At 47.9% G+C, this 14,137-nt stretch carries 20 protein-coding genes and 2 pseudogenes; 8 read left to right on the forward strand and 14 right to left on the reverse strand.

Annotated elements, in window-relative coordinates:
• Positions 1–2 precede the first annotated feature (2 nt).
• The 4 genes from J4617_RS22935 to J4617_RS06290 all read right to left on the reverse strand — a co-directional run bounded on the left by J4617_RS22935 (position 3) and on the right by J4617_RS06290 (position 1,444).
• On the reverse strand, positions 3–209 hold the full coding sequence (locus tag J4617_RS22935) for a hypothetical protein (protein ID WP_001241019.1): 207 nt from the start codon (positions 207–209) through the stop codon (positions 3–5).
• Positions 209–811, reverse strand: coding sequence for a DUF1367 family protein (locus tag J4617_RS06280; RefSeq protein WP_000929790.1), 603 nt, complete (start codon positions 809–811; stop codon positions 209–211). The genes J4617_RS22935 and J4617_RS06280 overlap by 1 nt, the downstream gene beginning before the upstream one ends.
• 34 nt (positions 812–845) lie before the next feature.
• Entirely contained in the window at positions 846–1,094 is a 249-nt protein-coding gene (locus J4617_RS06285) for a hypothetical protein (protein ID WP_014343878.1), read from the reverse strand.
• A 116-nt stretch (positions 1,095–1,210) separates the two neighbouring features.
• The gene (locus tag J4617_RS06290; RefSeq protein WP_021000648.1) at positions 1,211–1,444 is read right to left on the reverse strand and encodes a DinI-like family protein; all 234 of its coding nucleotides are present in this window, start codon (positions 1,442–1,444) and stop codon (positions 1,211–1,213) included.
• Positions 1,445–1,758: 314 nt separating this feature from the next.
• Between J4617_RS06290 and J4617_RS06295 the strand changes: the two genes are divergently transcribed.
• Complete coding sequence (locus J4617_RS06295) at positions 1,759–2,787, forward strand: P63C domain-containing protein (protein WP_021000649.1); 1,029 nt, start codon at positions 1,759–1,761, stop codon at positions 2,785–2,787.
• Between the two features lie 369 nt (positions 2,788–3,156).
• On the opposite strand, the gene J4617_RS06300 is transcribed toward J4617_RS06295, so the two are convergent.
• The 9 genes and pseudogenes from J4617_RS06300 to J4617_RS06340 all read right to left on the reverse strand — a co-directional run bounded on the left by J4617_RS06300 (position 3,157) and on the right by J4617_RS06340 (position 7,244).
• Positions 3,157–3,447 (reverse strand): hypothetical protein, encoded by a 291-nt coding sequence (locus J4617_RS06300; RefSeq protein ID WP_021000650.1) that lies wholly within the window; start codon positions 3,445–3,447, stop codon positions 3,157–3,159.
• 41 nt (positions 3,448–3,488) lie between these two features.
• Positions 3,489–3,688, reverse strand: a pseudogene (locus tag J4617_RS06305) (DNA polymerase III subunit theta).
• A complete protein-coding gene (locus J4617_RS06310; RefSeq protein ID WP_080069459.1) occupies positions 3,685–3,999 on the reverse strand; it encodes a hypothetical protein in 315 nt (104 codons plus the stop codon). Before J4617_RS06310 ends, J4617_RS06305 begins: the two are co-directional and overlap by 4 nt.
• Positions 4,000–4,092: 93 nt before the next feature.
• Entirely contained in the window at positions 4,093–4,530 is a 438-nt protein-coding gene (locus J4617_RS06315) for a DUF551 domain-containing protein (protein WP_243770863.1), read from the reverse strand.
• On the reverse strand, positions 4,527–4,976 hold the full coding sequence (locus J4617_RS06320; RefSeq protein WP_021000653.1) for a ParB/RepB/Spo0J family partition protein: 450 nt from the start codon (positions 4,974–4,976) through the stop codon (positions 4,527–4,529). Before J4617_RS06320 ends, J4617_RS06315 begins: the two co-directional genes overlap by 4 nt.
• Positions 4,973–5,674, reverse strand: coding sequence for a replication protein P (locus J4617_RS06325; protein ID WP_000788825.1), 702 nt, complete (start codon positions 5,672–5,674; stop codon positions 4,973–4,975). The genes J4617_RS06320 and J4617_RS06325 overlap by 4 nt, the downstream gene beginning before the upstream one ends.
• Positions 5,671–6,576 carry a replication protein gene (locus J4617_RS06330; protein WP_000024047.1) on the reverse strand — a complete coding sequence of 302 codons (906 nt, stop codon included), beginning with the start codon at positions 6,574–6,576 and terminating at the stop codon, positions 5,671–5,673. Before J4617_RS06330 ends, J4617_RS06325 begins: the two co-directional genes overlap by 4 nt.
• A gap of 91 nt (positions 6,577–6,667) precedes the next feature.
• Positions 6,668–7,042, reverse strand: a complete 375-nt coding sequence (locus tag J4617_RS06335) for a CII family transcriptional regulator (RefSeq protein WP_072075336.1) — start codon at positions 7,040–7,042, stop codon at positions 6,668–6,670.
• A complete protein-coding gene (locus J4617_RS06340) occupies positions 7,002–7,244 on the reverse strand; it encodes a YdaS family helix-turn-helix protein (RefSeq protein WP_080069461.1) in 243 nt (80 codons plus the stop codon). The genes J4617_RS06335 and J4617_RS06340 overlap by 41 nt, the downstream gene beginning before the upstream one ends.
• Before the next feature lie 104 nt (positions 7,245–7,348).
• Here J4617_RS06340 and J4617_RS06345 point away from each other — a divergent pair, with 104 nt between their 5' ends.
• Positions 7,349–7,744, forward strand: coding sequence for a helix-turn-helix domain-containing protein (locus J4617_RS06345; RefSeq protein ID WP_044596226.1), 396 nt, complete (start codon positions 7,349–7,351; stop codon positions 7,742–7,744).
• Between the two features lie 255 nt (positions 7,745–7,999).
• Positions 8,000–8,503, forward strand: coding sequence for a hypothetical protein (locus J4617_RS06350; RefSeq protein ID WP_023260980.1), 504 nt, complete (start codon positions 8,000–8,002; stop codon positions 8,501–8,503).
• A 28-nt stretch (positions 8,504–8,531) separates the two neighbouring features.
• Here the strand turns inward: J4617_RS06350 and J4617_RS06355 are convergent, their stop codons facing one another.
• Entirely contained in the window at positions 8,532–8,738 is a 207-nt protein-coding gene (locus J4617_RS06355) for a hypothetical protein (protein ID WP_176204251.1), read from the reverse strand.
• A 264-nt stretch (positions 8,739–9,002) separates the two neighbouring features.
• Here J4617_RS06355 and J4617_RS22940 point away from each other — a divergent pair.
• The 5 genes and pseudogenes from J4617_RS22940 to J4617_RS06375 all read left to right on the forward strand — a co-directional run.
• Positions 9,003–9,156: pseudogene (locus tag J4617_RS22940) on the forward strand (hypothetical protein); the annotation flags it as partial.
• A complete protein-coding gene (locus J4617_RS06360; protein WP_000917563.1) occupies positions 9,149–9,307 on the forward strand; it encodes a YdaE family protein in 159 nt (52 codons plus the stop codon). The pseudogene J4617_RS22940 and the gene J4617_RS06360, both read left to right, overlap by 8 nt.
• Positions 9,308–9,328: 21 nt before the next feature.
• The gene (locus J4617_RS06365) at positions 9,329–9,679 is read left to right on the forward strand and encodes a DNA breaking-rejoining protein (RefSeq protein ID WP_080069462.1); all 351 of its coding nucleotides are present in this window, start codon (positions 9,329–9,331) and stop codon (positions 9,677–9,679) included.
• A gap of 126 nt (positions 9,680–9,805) precedes the next feature.
• The gene (locus J4617_RS06370; protein WP_080069463.1) at positions 9,806–13,006 is read left to right on the forward strand and encodes a RecE family exodeoxyribonuclease; all 3,201 of its coding nucleotides are present in this window, start codon (positions 9,806–9,808) and stop codon (positions 13,004–13,006) included.
• Complete coding sequence (locus J4617_RS06375) at positions 12,969–14,126, forward strand: RecT family recombinase (protein ID WP_001539618.1); 1,158 nt, start codon at positions 12,969–12,971, stop codon at positions 14,124–14,126. The genes J4617_RS06370 and J4617_RS06375 overlap by 38 nt, the downstream gene beginning before the upstream one ends.
• Positions 14,127–14,137 lie beyond the last annotated feature (11 nt).

The following is a 14,137-nucleotide window of genomic DNA, read 5'->3' on the forward strand; positions in this document are numbered from 1 at the left end:
GTTCACCCCCAGACCTTTTGGCGTAAGGATTTTGGCGTCCGCACCCGGTGTGCATATTCAGGTAATTTCGCGCTGACAGTCCAGGTAATGAAGTCAGGGTTCAGGCTCTTTTCTGTCCTTACGCCCCGCTTCTGATAATCCGATATCAGCGTGTCGGCCTGCTCGGTTGTGCAGTCGTGATGATGGAACCAGGAGTATTTCATCGCCATCACCCCGCAAAGCTCATGAGCTGGGCGGCGGCGTTCTCGGCCTCGCGCTGAGTACGGAATGTACGTGATAAAATCCAGCGCCAGAGAACATCAAGCGCGGATTTATACAACTGCTGAAATTCGACCTCATCCATGCTGGAAAAAGCGATGCTGCGGGGATGTTTGCGAAGGGTGCCGTCCGGTAACTGGATGGCGTCATAGTGACCAGCCTCAACCGTCACCCATGCGCGGTATGCATCGAAAGATTTACAGAGGCTAATTCCGTTTGTTACCCGGCGGTTTGCAATCTGTTCCAGATACTGTTCAGCCGCATCCAGTAATGCGCTTTCATTCCCGCCATATGCAGCGAGAAACTTTGCATAACCGTTTACCAGTTTGCGCTCATTGGCAGAAATGGCGCCGCCGGTGGGTTCCCAGTATTCAAACCCAAGATTAAGCAACGCGAAAAAGCGGCGATGGAATGCAGGATTCCTCACCTGACGGAACTCAGCCACCAGCACGGCGCCGAGTTTGATTTTTGATTGCAGAATATCACTGGTCTCCGGCGTTGCGGGGATCAGAATTCCAGATGACTGCTTGATGAGTTGTAATTCGTGCGCCATGGTATTCTCCGTGGCGCAGAAGGTTAACGGTTGTTCAGGCCGTTGATTTCATATTATCAGAAGGTGGTGTTACCCGGTAGCCGAGACGGCGAATAAAATGCATAAAACCGTTGGGAGTAAAAACTTCTTCATCATCCAGCAAAGGACGCATAGATACCATGCCATTTACACGATAGATAAGATGCCTGCCTGATGATGGAAAGCTAAACACTACGCAGCCATCAGATCTTCTTACAATGTCATACCAGCTATCTTCTGATTTTTGCAAAGCTGAATTACTCAATTTTTGTTCTCCCTTCAGGCGATGTACAGACGCGGTTAAAAATTGTCGGCAGCAGCATCAAAGGGATACGCAAATTGCGGTATTCTGAAAAATGCGCGCCAGCATTAAGCGCAATGTTAATAAAACCAGTCGTCAGCGCTCTCCCAGGTCTCCTGGAGGATTTTTTCAACTTTCTTTTTGTCGTCCTTTTCAGCGCCATAAACGCTTAGGCCGTCAGACCCGGCGCGACGAATAACCAAGCTGCAACCTTCATACTGATTATTGAGCCTCTTAAGCAGTTCTTTCTCAAGTGCCGCTTCCGCGCCTTCGGGAAGTTTCTTTGTGCGATCAATGGTTAATTCAATTTTCATAGTAGCCCCCATTGCATGCACTGTATTTTTATACAGTATACCTGTACGGAAAAATGATCAACGGTTTAATAGCACTAATTGCTAATTATTATGTCAGCAGGTTAAAAATAAACCCGCCGTAGCGGGTTGAATACTATGGTGTTTTCAGGCAGCGATTTCTTTTGACTGGCAAAGCTCGGGCAAACTGGCGCGCACCAGTACCTCATTCATCAGGGTCATCCGCTAGATAACAAGCAAGCAAAAATTGCAATAATGCTTGCTGATAAATTTTTCTCAAACGATAATTACTTCATCAATTATCCAAGGAGTCCATTATGTCCATTGAAGATGAATCCCCACAAGCTAAGGGTGGAAAAGCTCGTGCAGAAAAAATGACTGCAGATGAACGTAAAGAAGTTGCTCAGTTTGCGGCCAACAAGCGCTGGCAAAGGATCAAAACTAACCTTCCCTCTACCCAGCTCGAAGGTGTTCTAAAAATCAATGACACTGAACTGGAGGTAGCTGTACTCAGCAATGGGAAGCGAATAATATCTCAATCATCCGTTTTTAAAGCATTAGGGCGACCAAGTCGAGGCGTGAGAGCCACGCTGGATGGTGAGATCATACTACCTGCGTTTATGGATGCCGCTAACCTTATTCCATATATTAATCAAGAACTTATGGGGGTGATCAAACGAGAGCGATATTTAGACAATTCAGGATCTGAGCTTGAGGGGTATGATGCTTCAATACTTCCTCTGGTATGCGATGCTTATTTAAAAGCCAGACAGGATGGTGCGCTAAAAGCAAACCAGATGGATACAGCTCAAAAAGCAGAAATCTTAGTCCGTTCACTTGCAAAAGTTGGTATTATCGCCCTAGTTGATGAGGCGACAGGCTATCAAGAAATTCGTCCTAAAGATGCTTTACAAGCCTATTTAGACAAAATAATCAGTAAGGAACTTTCTGCGTGGGCTAAAAAATTTCCTGACGAGTTTTACGAAAATATTTACAAGCTGAAAAATTGGCCTTGGGCTGGTATGAGTAAGAATCGGTTTAGCGTAGTTGCCCATTACACTAGGGATCTTGTGTATGAACGTCTCGGCGACGCTATTCTTCAGGAGCTTGAGAAAAAAACACCAAAACAAATGAATGGACAGCGAAAAAACAAAATGCATCAATGGCTTACTGATGATGTCGGCAACCCTATGCTATCCCAGCATTTGCATTCTTTAATTATGGTTCAGCGATTAGCCATCGCCAATGGGTACGGATGGAACAGGTTTATTAAAATGGTTGATCAAGTCATGCCACGCAAGGGTGGGACTTTTGAGCTTGAACTTAACGATACTTCACTTGATTAATTCTTCCAATATTCACGCCCAAACTGTCATACAAATTGGGCGTTAATGTCCCCCTTAATACTCTTAACGCTTTTTTGTTTAAGGATGATTTCTGATCGGATAAAAGAATGTTTCTTTCATCTGCACAGCATATGTTCATAGTCACCGGAATTATCTCCAACCACTTATGGTTAATGTGATGTTGCAGACGCGGCAGGTGGTTAGCAGGGAGATCAGCGGCGTTCTCAACCTGAGAAAAACCACCTATTCCCCTGCCATTTAGACTGTTTCCAAACCACTACCATTTCGCCCTTATGCCCCCTTCCTGCTGAAACACAATTCAGGCAATAAATAACCCGCACAAGGCGGGCTTGTAAAAGTAACTTGAAATTATTTATAAGTAAAACCGTACCTCATTAATTTCATATACTCTTCGCTAGTTTTTTTGCATTTATCCTTGTCTTTTAACGCCTTCGCGGTGCAGGCTGCTTCTGAATATCCGATACCTGTAGCATTAAGAAGCATAATCTTAATAGACTTCTCACAAAGCTCTTGTGCTTCATGGTTTGCCGGATTGAAACATGTCGACTCAGTCATTCGTTTAAAATCTATTACATCAGAGTTGCTATCCGCAAAAACAGAACAACTGACTATCAAAAGTAACGTACACAAAAACTTCATTTATTCCTTTCCTTTTTATAAACAGGGTTATTCGCTTTTAGTCACTCAAAGCTTTTCCCTCGATAGTATCTGACTCTTTACATAAAATACTCTCGCAGTGTTCTGGTTGCTCTCTCGCTACCTGCTCAGCTACAACCGGCATGTTCAGACGTTCTTTGTAGGCCACTCCGGAGGCAGCAAGGTCAACGTTAGTCCTGTCGCGTTCTTCCTGAGGTAGCCTTGCAATGTTTCTGGCTGTCATACATCACCTTTCTTCTTTCTGTGTGGGATGGAATATGCTGTTTTGGAAAAAGAATTTGTCACAACAAACCCCGGATCGACATAGCGTTCAAATATTTCCATATTCCCTGGGATTGCACTCTCAGGAATGGATTTTCTTTCGATGTCGACCTTCCAGCGCTTAAGCAGCGCCTTAGCCTGTGCTTCTGTTAATGGGATATTGCGTTCCTTAGCAACAGCTATTAACTGCTTAACCGTTGGTAGCTTTATGTGGTCTGGGTTTGTCATTTCGAATTTGCTAGAACCATCTGTTGAGAGCCATGATTTTATCATAGCCCTCTTACTAAATTTTAGTACTTGGCCAGCGTGAACTTAACTGCTGGATTTCATCAGGATATCCTGCTGCGGCGCGTTTGGCAGTGGCATCTATCCGATCACCTCATCCAGATGAAAATCCATTCCCGATGGATCGATAAACCGGTCAGCAATTAATAGCGCTTGCAGAACATTGTCATACACAGTGGCTATCAACACATCGGTCTGAATATCAGGCATTCGCTCACTACAGCTTATCCAGCCACCCGGAATTACCGGAGAGTTGCCAGAAAGCGGGATGTACTTAACTCCCCAGGCCTCTATGTGCTTCTCTGCGGCTTCCAGTCTATTCAGTAGTGCATTAATCGTGCTGGGGGCTTCCAGTGCCAAATCAGTTATTGGTCGTTCAAATTCTATTTCTGTGCCGTTTTCGTTGGTTGAGGTTACAGCGAACAAATCACACTCAATTTCATTGTTAGCGAGTTCATACAGTTGATTTGCGATATCAAATGCGTTTTCAATGCACAGCGCCTGTTTGTCGATGTTCATGCTGCACCGCCAAAAATCCATTGGTTACCTGCGTGCGCCTGGAATTTGCAGGACGTGTCAGGCATAACCAACTCATGAACCACTTCGCCTGTTTCAACAAAGTAGTAGTTGCTGTCTGTAACGTTGTTGATGAAGAATGCCTCGCGCTCGCGCCCTGACATCTCACCGAGAATACGCTGCACCTTTTTGGTGATTGGTCGGTAATCAGGTTCTATGCCAGCAAGTTTTGCCGCCGCGTAGTTGTGGTGGCCATCCATCAGGATGGTGTATTGCTGCCCACGCAGAACTATCGGGTAAACAGATACGATAAAACGCTTAAATCTTGCCGCTCTGTCGTTTACCTTTGCCTTGTCGAGGTAGCGCTGACTGCTGATAAGCGGACCTTTGATGTTGCTCATTGGCCCTTTATCGGTGATTACTTTTTCAATATCTAATGCAGTTATCATGATCTGACTCCCTTTAGTCCGAATTTGGCCCGAATTTCTGCAATCTTCGCGAGGTTTTGCGCGCGGTTTAGTGGTCTGCCACCAAGAACAGGAAGCTGCTTAACTGGCTCCGGGATCACCTCTCCACGGTTTATCCTGGTAACCATGTGGTTGAGTTCTTCGACTGCCTTGCGGCGCAACTCGGTATCACTAAGAGCGTTAGCTCGCATGTTTGAGTACAGTGTGGTGACAAGCCAGTAATGGGCTTTGGATTCCCATGGATATGATTCTGCATCCGGGTATAAACCACGCGTGCGGCAATACTGGTAAACCATATCGACCAGTTCATTGGCATCAGGAAGCCCGGCAGCAGTTGCCAATTCAGCCTTACACCATGCGACGAACTGGCCTGGAGACGGAAGAAACGGACGTTCCTGACGGCGGGCGACACGCATTCCGGCCGCAACTTGCTCCATGGTGGTGATGTCGTTCTCACGGAAAGCCAGAACCCACTGGCGCCGGATTTCGTTCATCTCGGCCTGGCTGCGATTAGCCGTGGTAGCAGGGAACGCGGCCATAAGCTGGCTAAACACGTTGTTGATGACCTTAGCGACCTGCTCAACTTGCGGCTTATCGTCATGCTGTTCCGGCATGTTGTTGGCAATACGGCGCATCTGCTCACGGTCAAAATTAACCATCTGCGCAGCAATGTTTTTCATAGCTCCACTCCGTAAATCCAGTCAGTGTTATTCAGGTCAAGTTTTGGCTTAGAGGCAGTTGTGCCAGTCTGTTGCTTGTTGCGGTTGATATCGAGTTGAGTCCACTTTTCGCGGAGCTTTGCCGGGCTAATGACGTTGCCAGCCCAGAAGCTGTCATGGCACGCCCAGCGAAACAGCACGCACATGTCGCGATGTGTTCGTCCGTCACATTCACGCATCAGGCGTATATCGTTAGCCCATCCTGCCAGGTTAGGTTTTCTGGCTGATGGAGAAATGGTTTTTATCAGGTCAAACATCCACTCGGCAGCAGTTAGGTCTTCAGCAGTTCCCCACTTGTTGCCTCTCTGAATCGCCGCTTCGGGTTTTAGAACATGAGGTTTCTTTCCTGGATTGTCAGAGGATTCGTCAGAATTCTCGGACGTAGATCTTTTAATATTGTCTTTTGTTAGTTTGTCTTTTGTGGTTAGCAACTTCTGCTTAGGTGCGTTAGCAACTTCCGCTAAGGTTTTCTTAGCAGGTTTGGCTAATGTTTTGCAGAATCCGTTATTTTTAGTTTGCCACTCGGAAATATGGATATTCATACCAACCCTGCGGCCTTCCTGAATCAGTACCTTCTTCCTGATCAGACTGTTTTTTGCTGTCGAGCAATGGGTATGATGCTTCTGAATCATCTCCTCTAGCTGCTCGTTGCTGATCCAGTCCATTTTCTTGTTGTATCCATACGTTTTGCGCCATACGGCCATCAGGATGCACAGCTCAGTCTCCGGCAAACCAGAACACATCACGGCATCCAGAAGTTCATTTGCCAGGCGCGTATAGCCATCATCGAGATCTGCCACGCGCGGCTCCTTAGGTGCCACGTCAGGCACAGGAAAATTGATTACTTCGGCAGTGTTTGCCATAATTACTCCTGTGAATTGATCCAGTTAATTCCACCAGAAAGCCGTTGGTGTTCGAGCACCGCGGCTTTCGCCTTTTTGGTTGCTGCCATTTTCAGTCCCACCCCAGCGCATCCGGCCTGGCTCGTTCAGCCTTTAGCCCGGCATCAGCGAGAATCTCTACGGCTGTGAGATAGTTTCTGGATACCAGTACCGCTTCCGGTGGCGCGGCCTGAATCCCAAGAAAAGCCAGCTCTTTCGCCATGTTGCAGAAATATCCCTCAGCTTTACGCCTGCTGACTGTCGACTCGCTGATGCCCATATGCTCGGCGTATGATTTCTGCCCTACTGATGCAAGCCGGTTGAGCAGGACACTCTCTATCTCAATCGGGTTGATTTCTGGTGGGTCTAACTTTCGTGCAATTGCGTTCTCCATGGGTAAATATCCTCTATGGTTGTTTGGCTGATGCCTCTTGGTTTGGTAATCCATCTGTTGGGTTTGGATACATGTCAGGGCGAAGTTCGTGTGGGGTGATGCCAGTTACATGAAAAATAGGGAAAACTCGGCCTTTAGGTACAACACCACCGTAACGTTTTTTCCAGTGACTAATTGTCATTGACGAAACACCGAGCTTTTCTGCCAGCTTTGAAGAATTGCCGGCAACTTGTATGGCTTTTTCTAATGCGTTCATAAACCACTCCTTAGAAGCTACAAACAAAATTAAACATTATGTTTAATATAAAGTCAACATTATGAATGTTGAGGAGATAAACTTTTAGTTTAGAATTTCGATATATGAGAAAAAACACGCACCAAACTGACAATCCGCAGGTTCGGCGGTTAAATGAGATCATTGAGAAGAAGCGCATATCCAAAGCGGATATAGCGAGAATCTGTGGTGTGAGCGCACAATCAGTCAACAACTGGTTTGTCAGAGGAGCGATCGGAAAAAGCTCAGCAATAAAACTTGCCGATGCGCTAGGCGTAAGTCTTGAGTGGGTTCTAGGTCAGGACGTGGATGCTAAGGACGGTTTGAGACACGACGAACGGAGACTATTGGAACTCTATAATCAACTACCAAACGAAGAAGAACAACAGAACATGTTGCGAATCGTATCCCTGCGCCTGAAGGAGCTCGACGAACTGTACGCGAAGTATATGGGGCGGCGGATTAAAGGGGATACGGACTGATTTATGATAACTGGCAGTGAGGGGATAAATGGACTTAAGTTGGATACCTGAGGGTCTTAAACAGGTAAGGCTTTTATGGGAATCAATTTACGATAAATCCCCTACTCTTGCGTACTTTGTTGTTATATCTATATTTTCTTTCCCCTTTTATTGCTTACATACTTGGACTAAATTTAGTGGTAGAGAGCGAGATCTAGATGATAAGGTAGCCTCAGCTTGGAAAAAGTATAAAGAGCGAGAGAGGATGAGAAGAGAATGATGGTTATAGCCGTAGCGGCAACGCTTATTCTTTATGCATACTGGTATACATGCCGGGCGACTGCTCTCGATGAAAAAGAGAAACTGTCAAAAATTACAATTGATTACCTTAATGACGATACTGCCCCAAGCAAAATGAAGGATATGGCTTATTTTTCATATCTAGGTGCCGGAAAATGGTGGTTTTTTCCTACTGTATGCCTCCTTGCCCCTATCGTATTGTTGCTCACAAAGGAAAAACACCCGGCCCCATCAAACCAGTTAATCAACAAAGGTGACAAGGTTAGCTTTCAGGATGTTATGGACTCCGTCGTGTCGGTTAACATGAAGCGTCATCCAGTGATATCAATATGTTTCGCCGCTATTGCCATACTTCTTTCCATAGTAGCGATCCTGACAAAAGTTGCTTTTGGTGGAATCAAAAAAATACCAAGCTTTAGCTCAAGCATTTTGCATGTAATAGACTTCATGCATACATTAGGAAAAAAATCACACTCCTAAATCATACCCGGCCACCGAGCCGGGTTTTTTATTGCCCTTTCCTCACCATAGCAGCCGCGTCCCGCAATACACCTTTGTGAATAACGTTCCCGACTCTCCTCCGCTTCTCCTCCAGACGTTCAACGATCGCATCACGGTTAATCACTACGCCGTCGATTATCAATTCGACCACAGCGCCGCCAATCTCGCCAGCGATGAAAGCTGCACGATCTTCCAATAGCTCATCCCGTTCCATATCCATTCCTAAACCCATAACAACGCCCTCTTTGATGGTTTTATAACCATACAATAGACCTAAAAACATACTACCTGCACCAACCCTCACAACAAAATAAACTTTTTGTTTATATAAAACCACTCATTATGTTGACATAGAAATAAACATTGTGTTTAATTACTCCATCAACACGACCACCCAGGCAGGACGCCCACGAAGTAGCCGTCCGGGGCATACGAAGACCGGAATGAGGTGGAAAAGTTAACGCGCAGAAGGTGATAAACGTTCCGCTGGCCGGCGATAAGGCACGAGGATGAGAATGATTGATTTCGCACGTAAACCAGCTCGACAGCAGGCCGTCCCGCTCAACCGGATTGAGGTTTTAATCCGCCGCCTCTGCTACCTGCTGGCGCAGAAAGGAGATCCGGATGCTTAAACAATGCGGTTACTGCCGCAAATCCATTGATGAAGGCAAAGAAGTAAAAAACACACTTCTCTATCGCAACGGCTCGCAACTGGCGCGCAAAGAAAAGGAATATTGTTCCAGGCAGTGTGCTGAATACGACCAGATGGCGCACGAAAGTTAAATAGTAGATCCGAAATATGAAATGAAAAATTCGCCATTAATTTGGCGTGGCTTCATACACCCTGAATTTAAGACTGGAGAAATTATGGAAATCGTAAAAATCGAAATGAACCTGAAAGCAGTTAATAAGAGCATTGCTTTATTCAATTGCGAAAAGAGAGTCTCAGGCGTTATTCACTCAAATTCAACTGGCGAAACTACTGTGATTCTCGACGGTGGATATGTACTCGGAAAGTTCGACTGTCCTCATTGTGCTGTAGAAGCCATTTCGCTGCTCACAGTCAAGGTAAGTGATGGAGAACAAGCAGGGTTTGGTAATTACCGAAGTTACAAGATTGATTACTCAGAAAAATTTTATCAGACCATCCATTAAGAAAACGCCCACCGAAGCGGGCGTGCCCTGTCCGGTCCAACCGACCAAAGCGAACCGGACCTAACAACCAGATATATCGGGGTGCTGTTAAGGCACCTCCATTCTACACGAATTGAGGACAAAACAATGAGTGGAACTAATCCTGTATTTTTAGTCCGCAAAGCAAAGAAATCATCAGGCCAGAAAGACGCTGTACTCTGGTGCAGTGATGATTTTGAAGCGGCAAATGCAACACTGGATTATCTTCTGATTAAATCCGGTGCGAAGCTGAAAGATTATTTCAAAGCTGTCGCTACTAATTTCCCTGTCGTTAACGAGCTGCCGCCGGAAGGCGAACTGAGCCTCACTTTCTGCGATTACTATCAACTCGCTAAAGACAATATGACCTGGACGCAAATCCCCGGCGTCACCCTGCCATCATCTGAAGCCGCCGCCGCGGCGCGCCAGCATATCGTCGACGGTGTTGATACCGAAACAGGCGAAGTGCTGGAAGACCACAACGAAAATTTTGGTAACGAAAGCAACAGCCCTTCCCCGGCAAAAGCCCCAGCCCCCGAGCTGACTGTTGTCGCAACTATGCCCCTCCGTCACCGCGTTCTTGCTCAGCACATAGGTGAAGGTGAGTATCTTTATCACGTCGACGCCTCCCAGAAAAAAGAAATTCTACGTCTCGAAATGGACACCGATAATTCATATGTCCAGAACCTGATACTCGCCGCAGAAAATGTAGAGCCGTTCAAAAAAGCTATCGAGCACGATATTCACAAAGCAGTGAATGCGTATAAACAGGTATTTCCTGTCGATGGAAAAGTGCCTGAGTTATGCACCACTATTAAGTTTTTTAAGGAATGGTTCAGTGCTGAACACATTAACCGCGGCCTGCTGGTTAAGGAATGGGCTGAACGCCTGAAGAATAAACCTGCACCCGTTAAAAAAACCGGGCCACATAAAGTAATTGTCGACGACGTAAATAAGCCAGAGCGTCCACGCCGTAGCGAAAAACCGACACACAGAACGATTAACTATGAGCTCGCCTGTGGTTTCTGTGAGGAGCTGGATCTGAATAACCTGCGTCCTGCAATGGATTTTGCAAAACGTATCATCGCCGAAGACCGGGAAGACTGGAAGCGAATGTCGATGACAGTGGGCATTATCCCCGACATCAAAGGCTACGACCGACAGACCATTATTGACCTGGTACGCAAAGCGCCAAAGGCCGTACATAACGGTAATCCTGATCTTCGCCGGACGTGGTGCGAAAGCTTTCTTGCCGTTCATGGTGTTCGCGATCCGGACTGGTACGAATATGCGCCTGATAACACCCCAACAACCCATGAAGAAAATGCGGCAAGGCTTCGTCAGGCGGGTAAATGTCTGCGGGATATTGAGGCAGGGAGATTTCAGTGTGATGAAGAAAAACCACAACCGGCAGGCGAACTGGCAGATGAACCAGCAACGCCTGAAGCAGTGGAACAGGACACAACTGAACATCATCCGGACCCGCAGCCGCTGGAGAATGAGCCACCTGTAAGCCAGACAGAAGCAGGCTACCAGAAAATACGGGCAGAACTGTACGAAGCACGTAAAAACATTCCACCCAAAAGCCCGGTTGATGTTGGTAAACAACTGGCAGCCGCACGCGGTGAATACGTCGAGGGCATCAGCGACCCGAACGACCCAAAATGGGTGAAGACCGGGACAAGCCAGCCGACCACCGAACCTGAACTGGTTAAAAATGTTGGCAACGGTATTTTCGACGTGTCCGCTTTAATGCAGAACTCATCAACTCATGGCACAGAAACGAATCCGGAGATCACCAGCAATGTGCAGGTTCAAGAAGCTGACAGTGATGAAAAACAGGCTGGTGATGCGGTGCAGGCAGGCGAAGGCGATCTGGGTACTGGTAAAGAAGCAGTTACCGTAGAGAACCAGAATCAGGCTGAGACGCACCAGAACAACGATTCTGTGAGCCAATCTGAACCTGAGGCGCAACAAAACGTACCGGAATCGCAACAAGAAGAGCCAGAAGCAGCCTGGCCGGAATACTTCGAGCCGGGCCGCTATGAAGGTGTACCAAACGAGGTTTACCACGCCGCCAACGGGATCAGCTCAACTCAGGTGAAAGATGCTCGCGTGTCGCTGATGTACTTTAACGCGCGTCACGTAGAGAAGACTATCGTCAAAGAGCGCTCTCCAGTGCTTGATATGGGCAACCTGGTACATGTTCTGGCTCTACAGCCGGAAAACCTCGAAGCGGAGTTCAGCGTAGAGCCGGAGATCCCTGAGGGTGCTTTCACCACCACCGCCACCCTGCGCGAGTTCATCGACGCGCACAACGCCAGCCTGCCAGCGCTGCTGAGTGCTGACGATATCAAAGCGCTGCTGGAAGAGTACAACGCCACCCTGCCGTCGCAGATGCCGCTTGGAGCTTCGGTAGATGAAACCTATGCATCGTATGAGCAGCTTCCCGAAGAATTCCAGCGCATTGAAAACGGCACCAAACATACAGCCACGGCGATGAAAGCCTGCATCAAAGAGTACAACGCCACCCTGCCCGCGCCGGTTAAAACCAGCGGCAGCCGTGACGCGCTGCTGGAGCAACTGGCAATAATCAACCCTGACCTGGTCGCTCAGGAAGCGCAAAAATCGTCGCCGTTGAAAGTCTCTGGCACGAAGGCCGATCTGATTCAGGCCGTGAAATCAGTCAACCCGGCAGTGGTATTCGCCGACGAATTGCTGGATGCGTGGCGGGAGAACACCGAAGGGAAAGTGCTGGTCACCCGCCAACAGCTCAGCACCGCGCTGAACATTCAGAAAGCCCTGCTGGAGCACCCGACCGCCGGCAAATTGCTGACTCACCCAAGCCGCGCTGTCGAGGTTAGCTATTTTGGGATTGATGAGGAAACCGGGTTGGAAGTTCGGGTACGCCCTGACCTTGAGCTCGATATGGGCGGCCTGCGCATTGGCGCCGACCTGAAAACTATCAGCATGTGGAACATCAAGCAGGAAGGCCTGCGTGCGAAGTTGCACCGGGAAATCATCGATCGGGACTATCACCTGAGCGCGGCCATGTACTGCGAAACTGCGGCGCTGGACCAGTTTTTCTGGATTTTCGTCAACAAAGACGAGAACTACCACTGGGTCGCCATCATTGAGGCGTCTACCGAGTTGCTGGAACTTGGCATGCTGGAATACCGCAAAACAATGCGAGAGATAGCAAACGGCTTCGACACTGGTGAATGGTCAGCGCCTATCACAGAAGACTACACCGACGAACTGAACGATTTTGATGTGCGCCGCCTTGAAGCGTTGCGCGTACAGGCATAAGGGGAAAATCATGGAAAACACAAATATTGTTACCACTGAGCAGCAGGCACCAAACACCATTTCTGCCAGTAACGCAATTTTTAACGTTCAGGCACTGGGTCAGTTAACAGCTTTCGCTAACCTGATGGCAGACTCACAGGTGACGGTACCGGCACACCTTGCAGGGAAACCAGCCGACTGTATGGCTATCGTCATGCAGGCTATGCAATGGGGCATGAACCCTTACGCTGTGGCTCAGAAAACACACCTGGTTAACGGTGTTCTTGGTTACGAGGCACAACTGGTCAACGCAGTAATCGCAAGCTCCAGTGCCATTCATGGCCGTTTTCATTACCGCTATGGGGGTGACTGGGAGCGCTGCACCAGGACACAGGAAATCACACGCGATAAAAACGGTAAAAATGGGAAGTACACCGTCACTGAGCGCGTTCGTGGCTGGACAGATGAGGACGAGATCGGCCTGTTCGTTCAGGTTGGTGCCATTCTGCGAGGTGAATCTGAAATCACCTGGGGAGAACCTCTTTACCTCTCCGGCGTTGTTACCCGCAATTCTCCGCTATGGGTTTCAAACCCTAAACAGCAAATTGCCTATCTGGGCGTTAAATATTGGGCTCGCCTGTACTGCCCGGAAGTGATCCTCGGCGTGTACAGCCCTGATGAGGTTGAGCAACGAGAAGAACGCGAGATTAACCCTGCTCCAGTCCAGCGCATGAGCGTACAGGAAATCACCAGCGAGGTTAGCACCAGGACCAGCGCGCAGGAGTCGGCAGCTAACGTTGATGCTGTTGCCGACGATCTTCGCGAACGCATTGATACAGCAAGTTCCGTTGATCAGGCAAAAGCAATCCGTGCGGATATAGAATCACAGAAAGCGTTGCTGGGTACTGCGCTGTTCACCGAATTAAAAAACAAAGCAGTGAAGCGCTATTACCAGGTCGATGCACAGAACAAAGTCGAGGCAGTGATCAACTCAATTCCAAACCCTGGCGAACCGGAAGCCGCAGAGATGTTTGCTAAAGCTGAAAGCACGCTTGGCGCTGCTAAACGTCATCTTGGCGACGAACTGCACGATAAGTACCGCGTCACCCTGGACGATATGAAACCGGAATACATCGGCTAATTGCATCGGGA

The sequence above is a fragment of the Salmonella sp. 32010601201800023SM genome, assembly GCF_017572235.1.
GTDB classification, from domain to species: Bacteria; Pseudomonadota; Gammaproteobacteria; order Enterobacterales; family Enterobacteriaceae; genus Salmonella; species Salmonella enterica.

What these genes read in the sequence shown, in the direction of transcription:
- J4617_RS06350 (WP_023260980.1), top strand. Translation starts at nt 8,000, where the DNA reads ATGATGGTTATAGCCGTAGCGGCAACGCTTATTCTTTATGCATACTGG.
- J4617_RS06280 (WP_000929790.1), bottom strand. Translation starts at nt 811, where the DNA reads ATGGCGCACGAATTACAACTCATCAAGCAGTCATCTGGAATTCTGATC.
- J4617_RS06300 (WP_021000650.1), bottom strand. Translation starts at nt 3,447, where the DNA reads ATGAAGTTTTTGTGTACGTTACTTTTGATAGTCAGTTGTTCTGTTTTT.
- J4617_RS06315 (WP_243770863.1), bottom strand. Translation starts at nt 4,530, where the DNA reads ATGAACATCGACAAACAGGCGCTGTGCATTGAAAACGCATTTGATATC.
- J4617_RS06290 (WP_021000648.1), bottom strand. Translation starts at nt 1,444, where the DNA reads ATGAAAATTGAATTAACCATTGATCGCACAAAGAAACTTCCCGAAGGC.
- J4617_RS06345 (WP_044596226.1), top strand. Translation starts at nt 7,349, where the DNA reads ATGAGAAAAAACACGCACCAAACTGACAATCCGCAGGTTCGGCGGTTA.
- J4617_RS06370 (WP_080069463.1), top strand. Translation starts at nt 9,806, where the DNA reads ATGAGTGGAACTAATCCTGTATTTTTAGTCCGCAAAGCAAAGAAATCA.
- J4617_RS06375 (WP_001539618.1), top strand. Translation starts at nt 12,969, where the DNA reads ATGTGCGCCGCCTTGAAGCGTTGCGCGTACAGGCATAAGGGGAAAATC.
- J4617_RS06320 (WP_021000653.1), bottom strand. Translation starts at nt 4,976, where the DNA reads ATGATAACTGCATTAGATATTGAAAAAGTAATCACCGATAAAGGGCCA.
- J4617_RS06325 (WP_000788825.1), bottom strand. Translation starts at nt 5,674, where the DNA reads ATGAAAAACATTGCTGCGCAGATGGTTAATTTTGACCGTGAGCAGATG.
- J4617_RS22935 (WP_001241019.1), bottom strand. Translation starts at nt 209, where the DNA reads ATGGCGATGAAATACTCCTGGTTCCATCATCACGACTGCACAACCGAG.
- J4617_RS06310 (WP_080069459.1), bottom strand. Translation starts at nt 3,999, where the DNA reads ATGATAAAATCATGGCTCTCAACAGATGGTTCTAGCAAATTCGAAATG.
- J4617_RS06355 (WP_176204251.1), bottom strand. Translation starts at nt 8,738, where the DNA reads ATGGAACGGGATGAGCTATTGGAAGATCGTGCAGCTTTCATCGCTGGC.
- J4617_RS06360 (WP_000917563.1), top strand. Translation starts at nt 9,149, where the DNA reads ATGCTTAAACAATGCGGTTACTGCCGCAAATCCATTGATGAAGGCAAA.
- J4617_RS06340 (WP_080069461.1), bottom strand. Translation starts at nt 7,244, where the DNA reads ATGAACGCATTAGAAAAAGCCATACAAGTTGCCGGCAATTCTTCAAAG.
- J4617_RS06330 (WP_000024047.1), bottom strand. Translation starts at nt 6,576, where the DNA reads ATGGCAAACACTGCCGAAGTAATCAATTTTCCTGTGCCTGACGTGGCA.
- J4617_RS06295 (WP_021000649.1), top strand. Translation starts at nt 1,759, where the DNA reads ATGTCCATTGAAGATGAATCCCCACAAGCTAAGGGTGGAAAAGCTCGT.
- J4617_RS06365 (WP_080069462.1), top strand. Translation starts at nt 9,329, where the DNA reads ATGAAAAATTCGCCATTAATTTGGCGTGGCTTCATACACCCTGAATTT.
- J4617_RS06335 (WP_072075336.1), bottom strand. Translation starts at nt 7,042, where the DNA reads ATGGATTACCAAACCAAGAGGCATCAGCCAAACAACCATAGAGGATAT.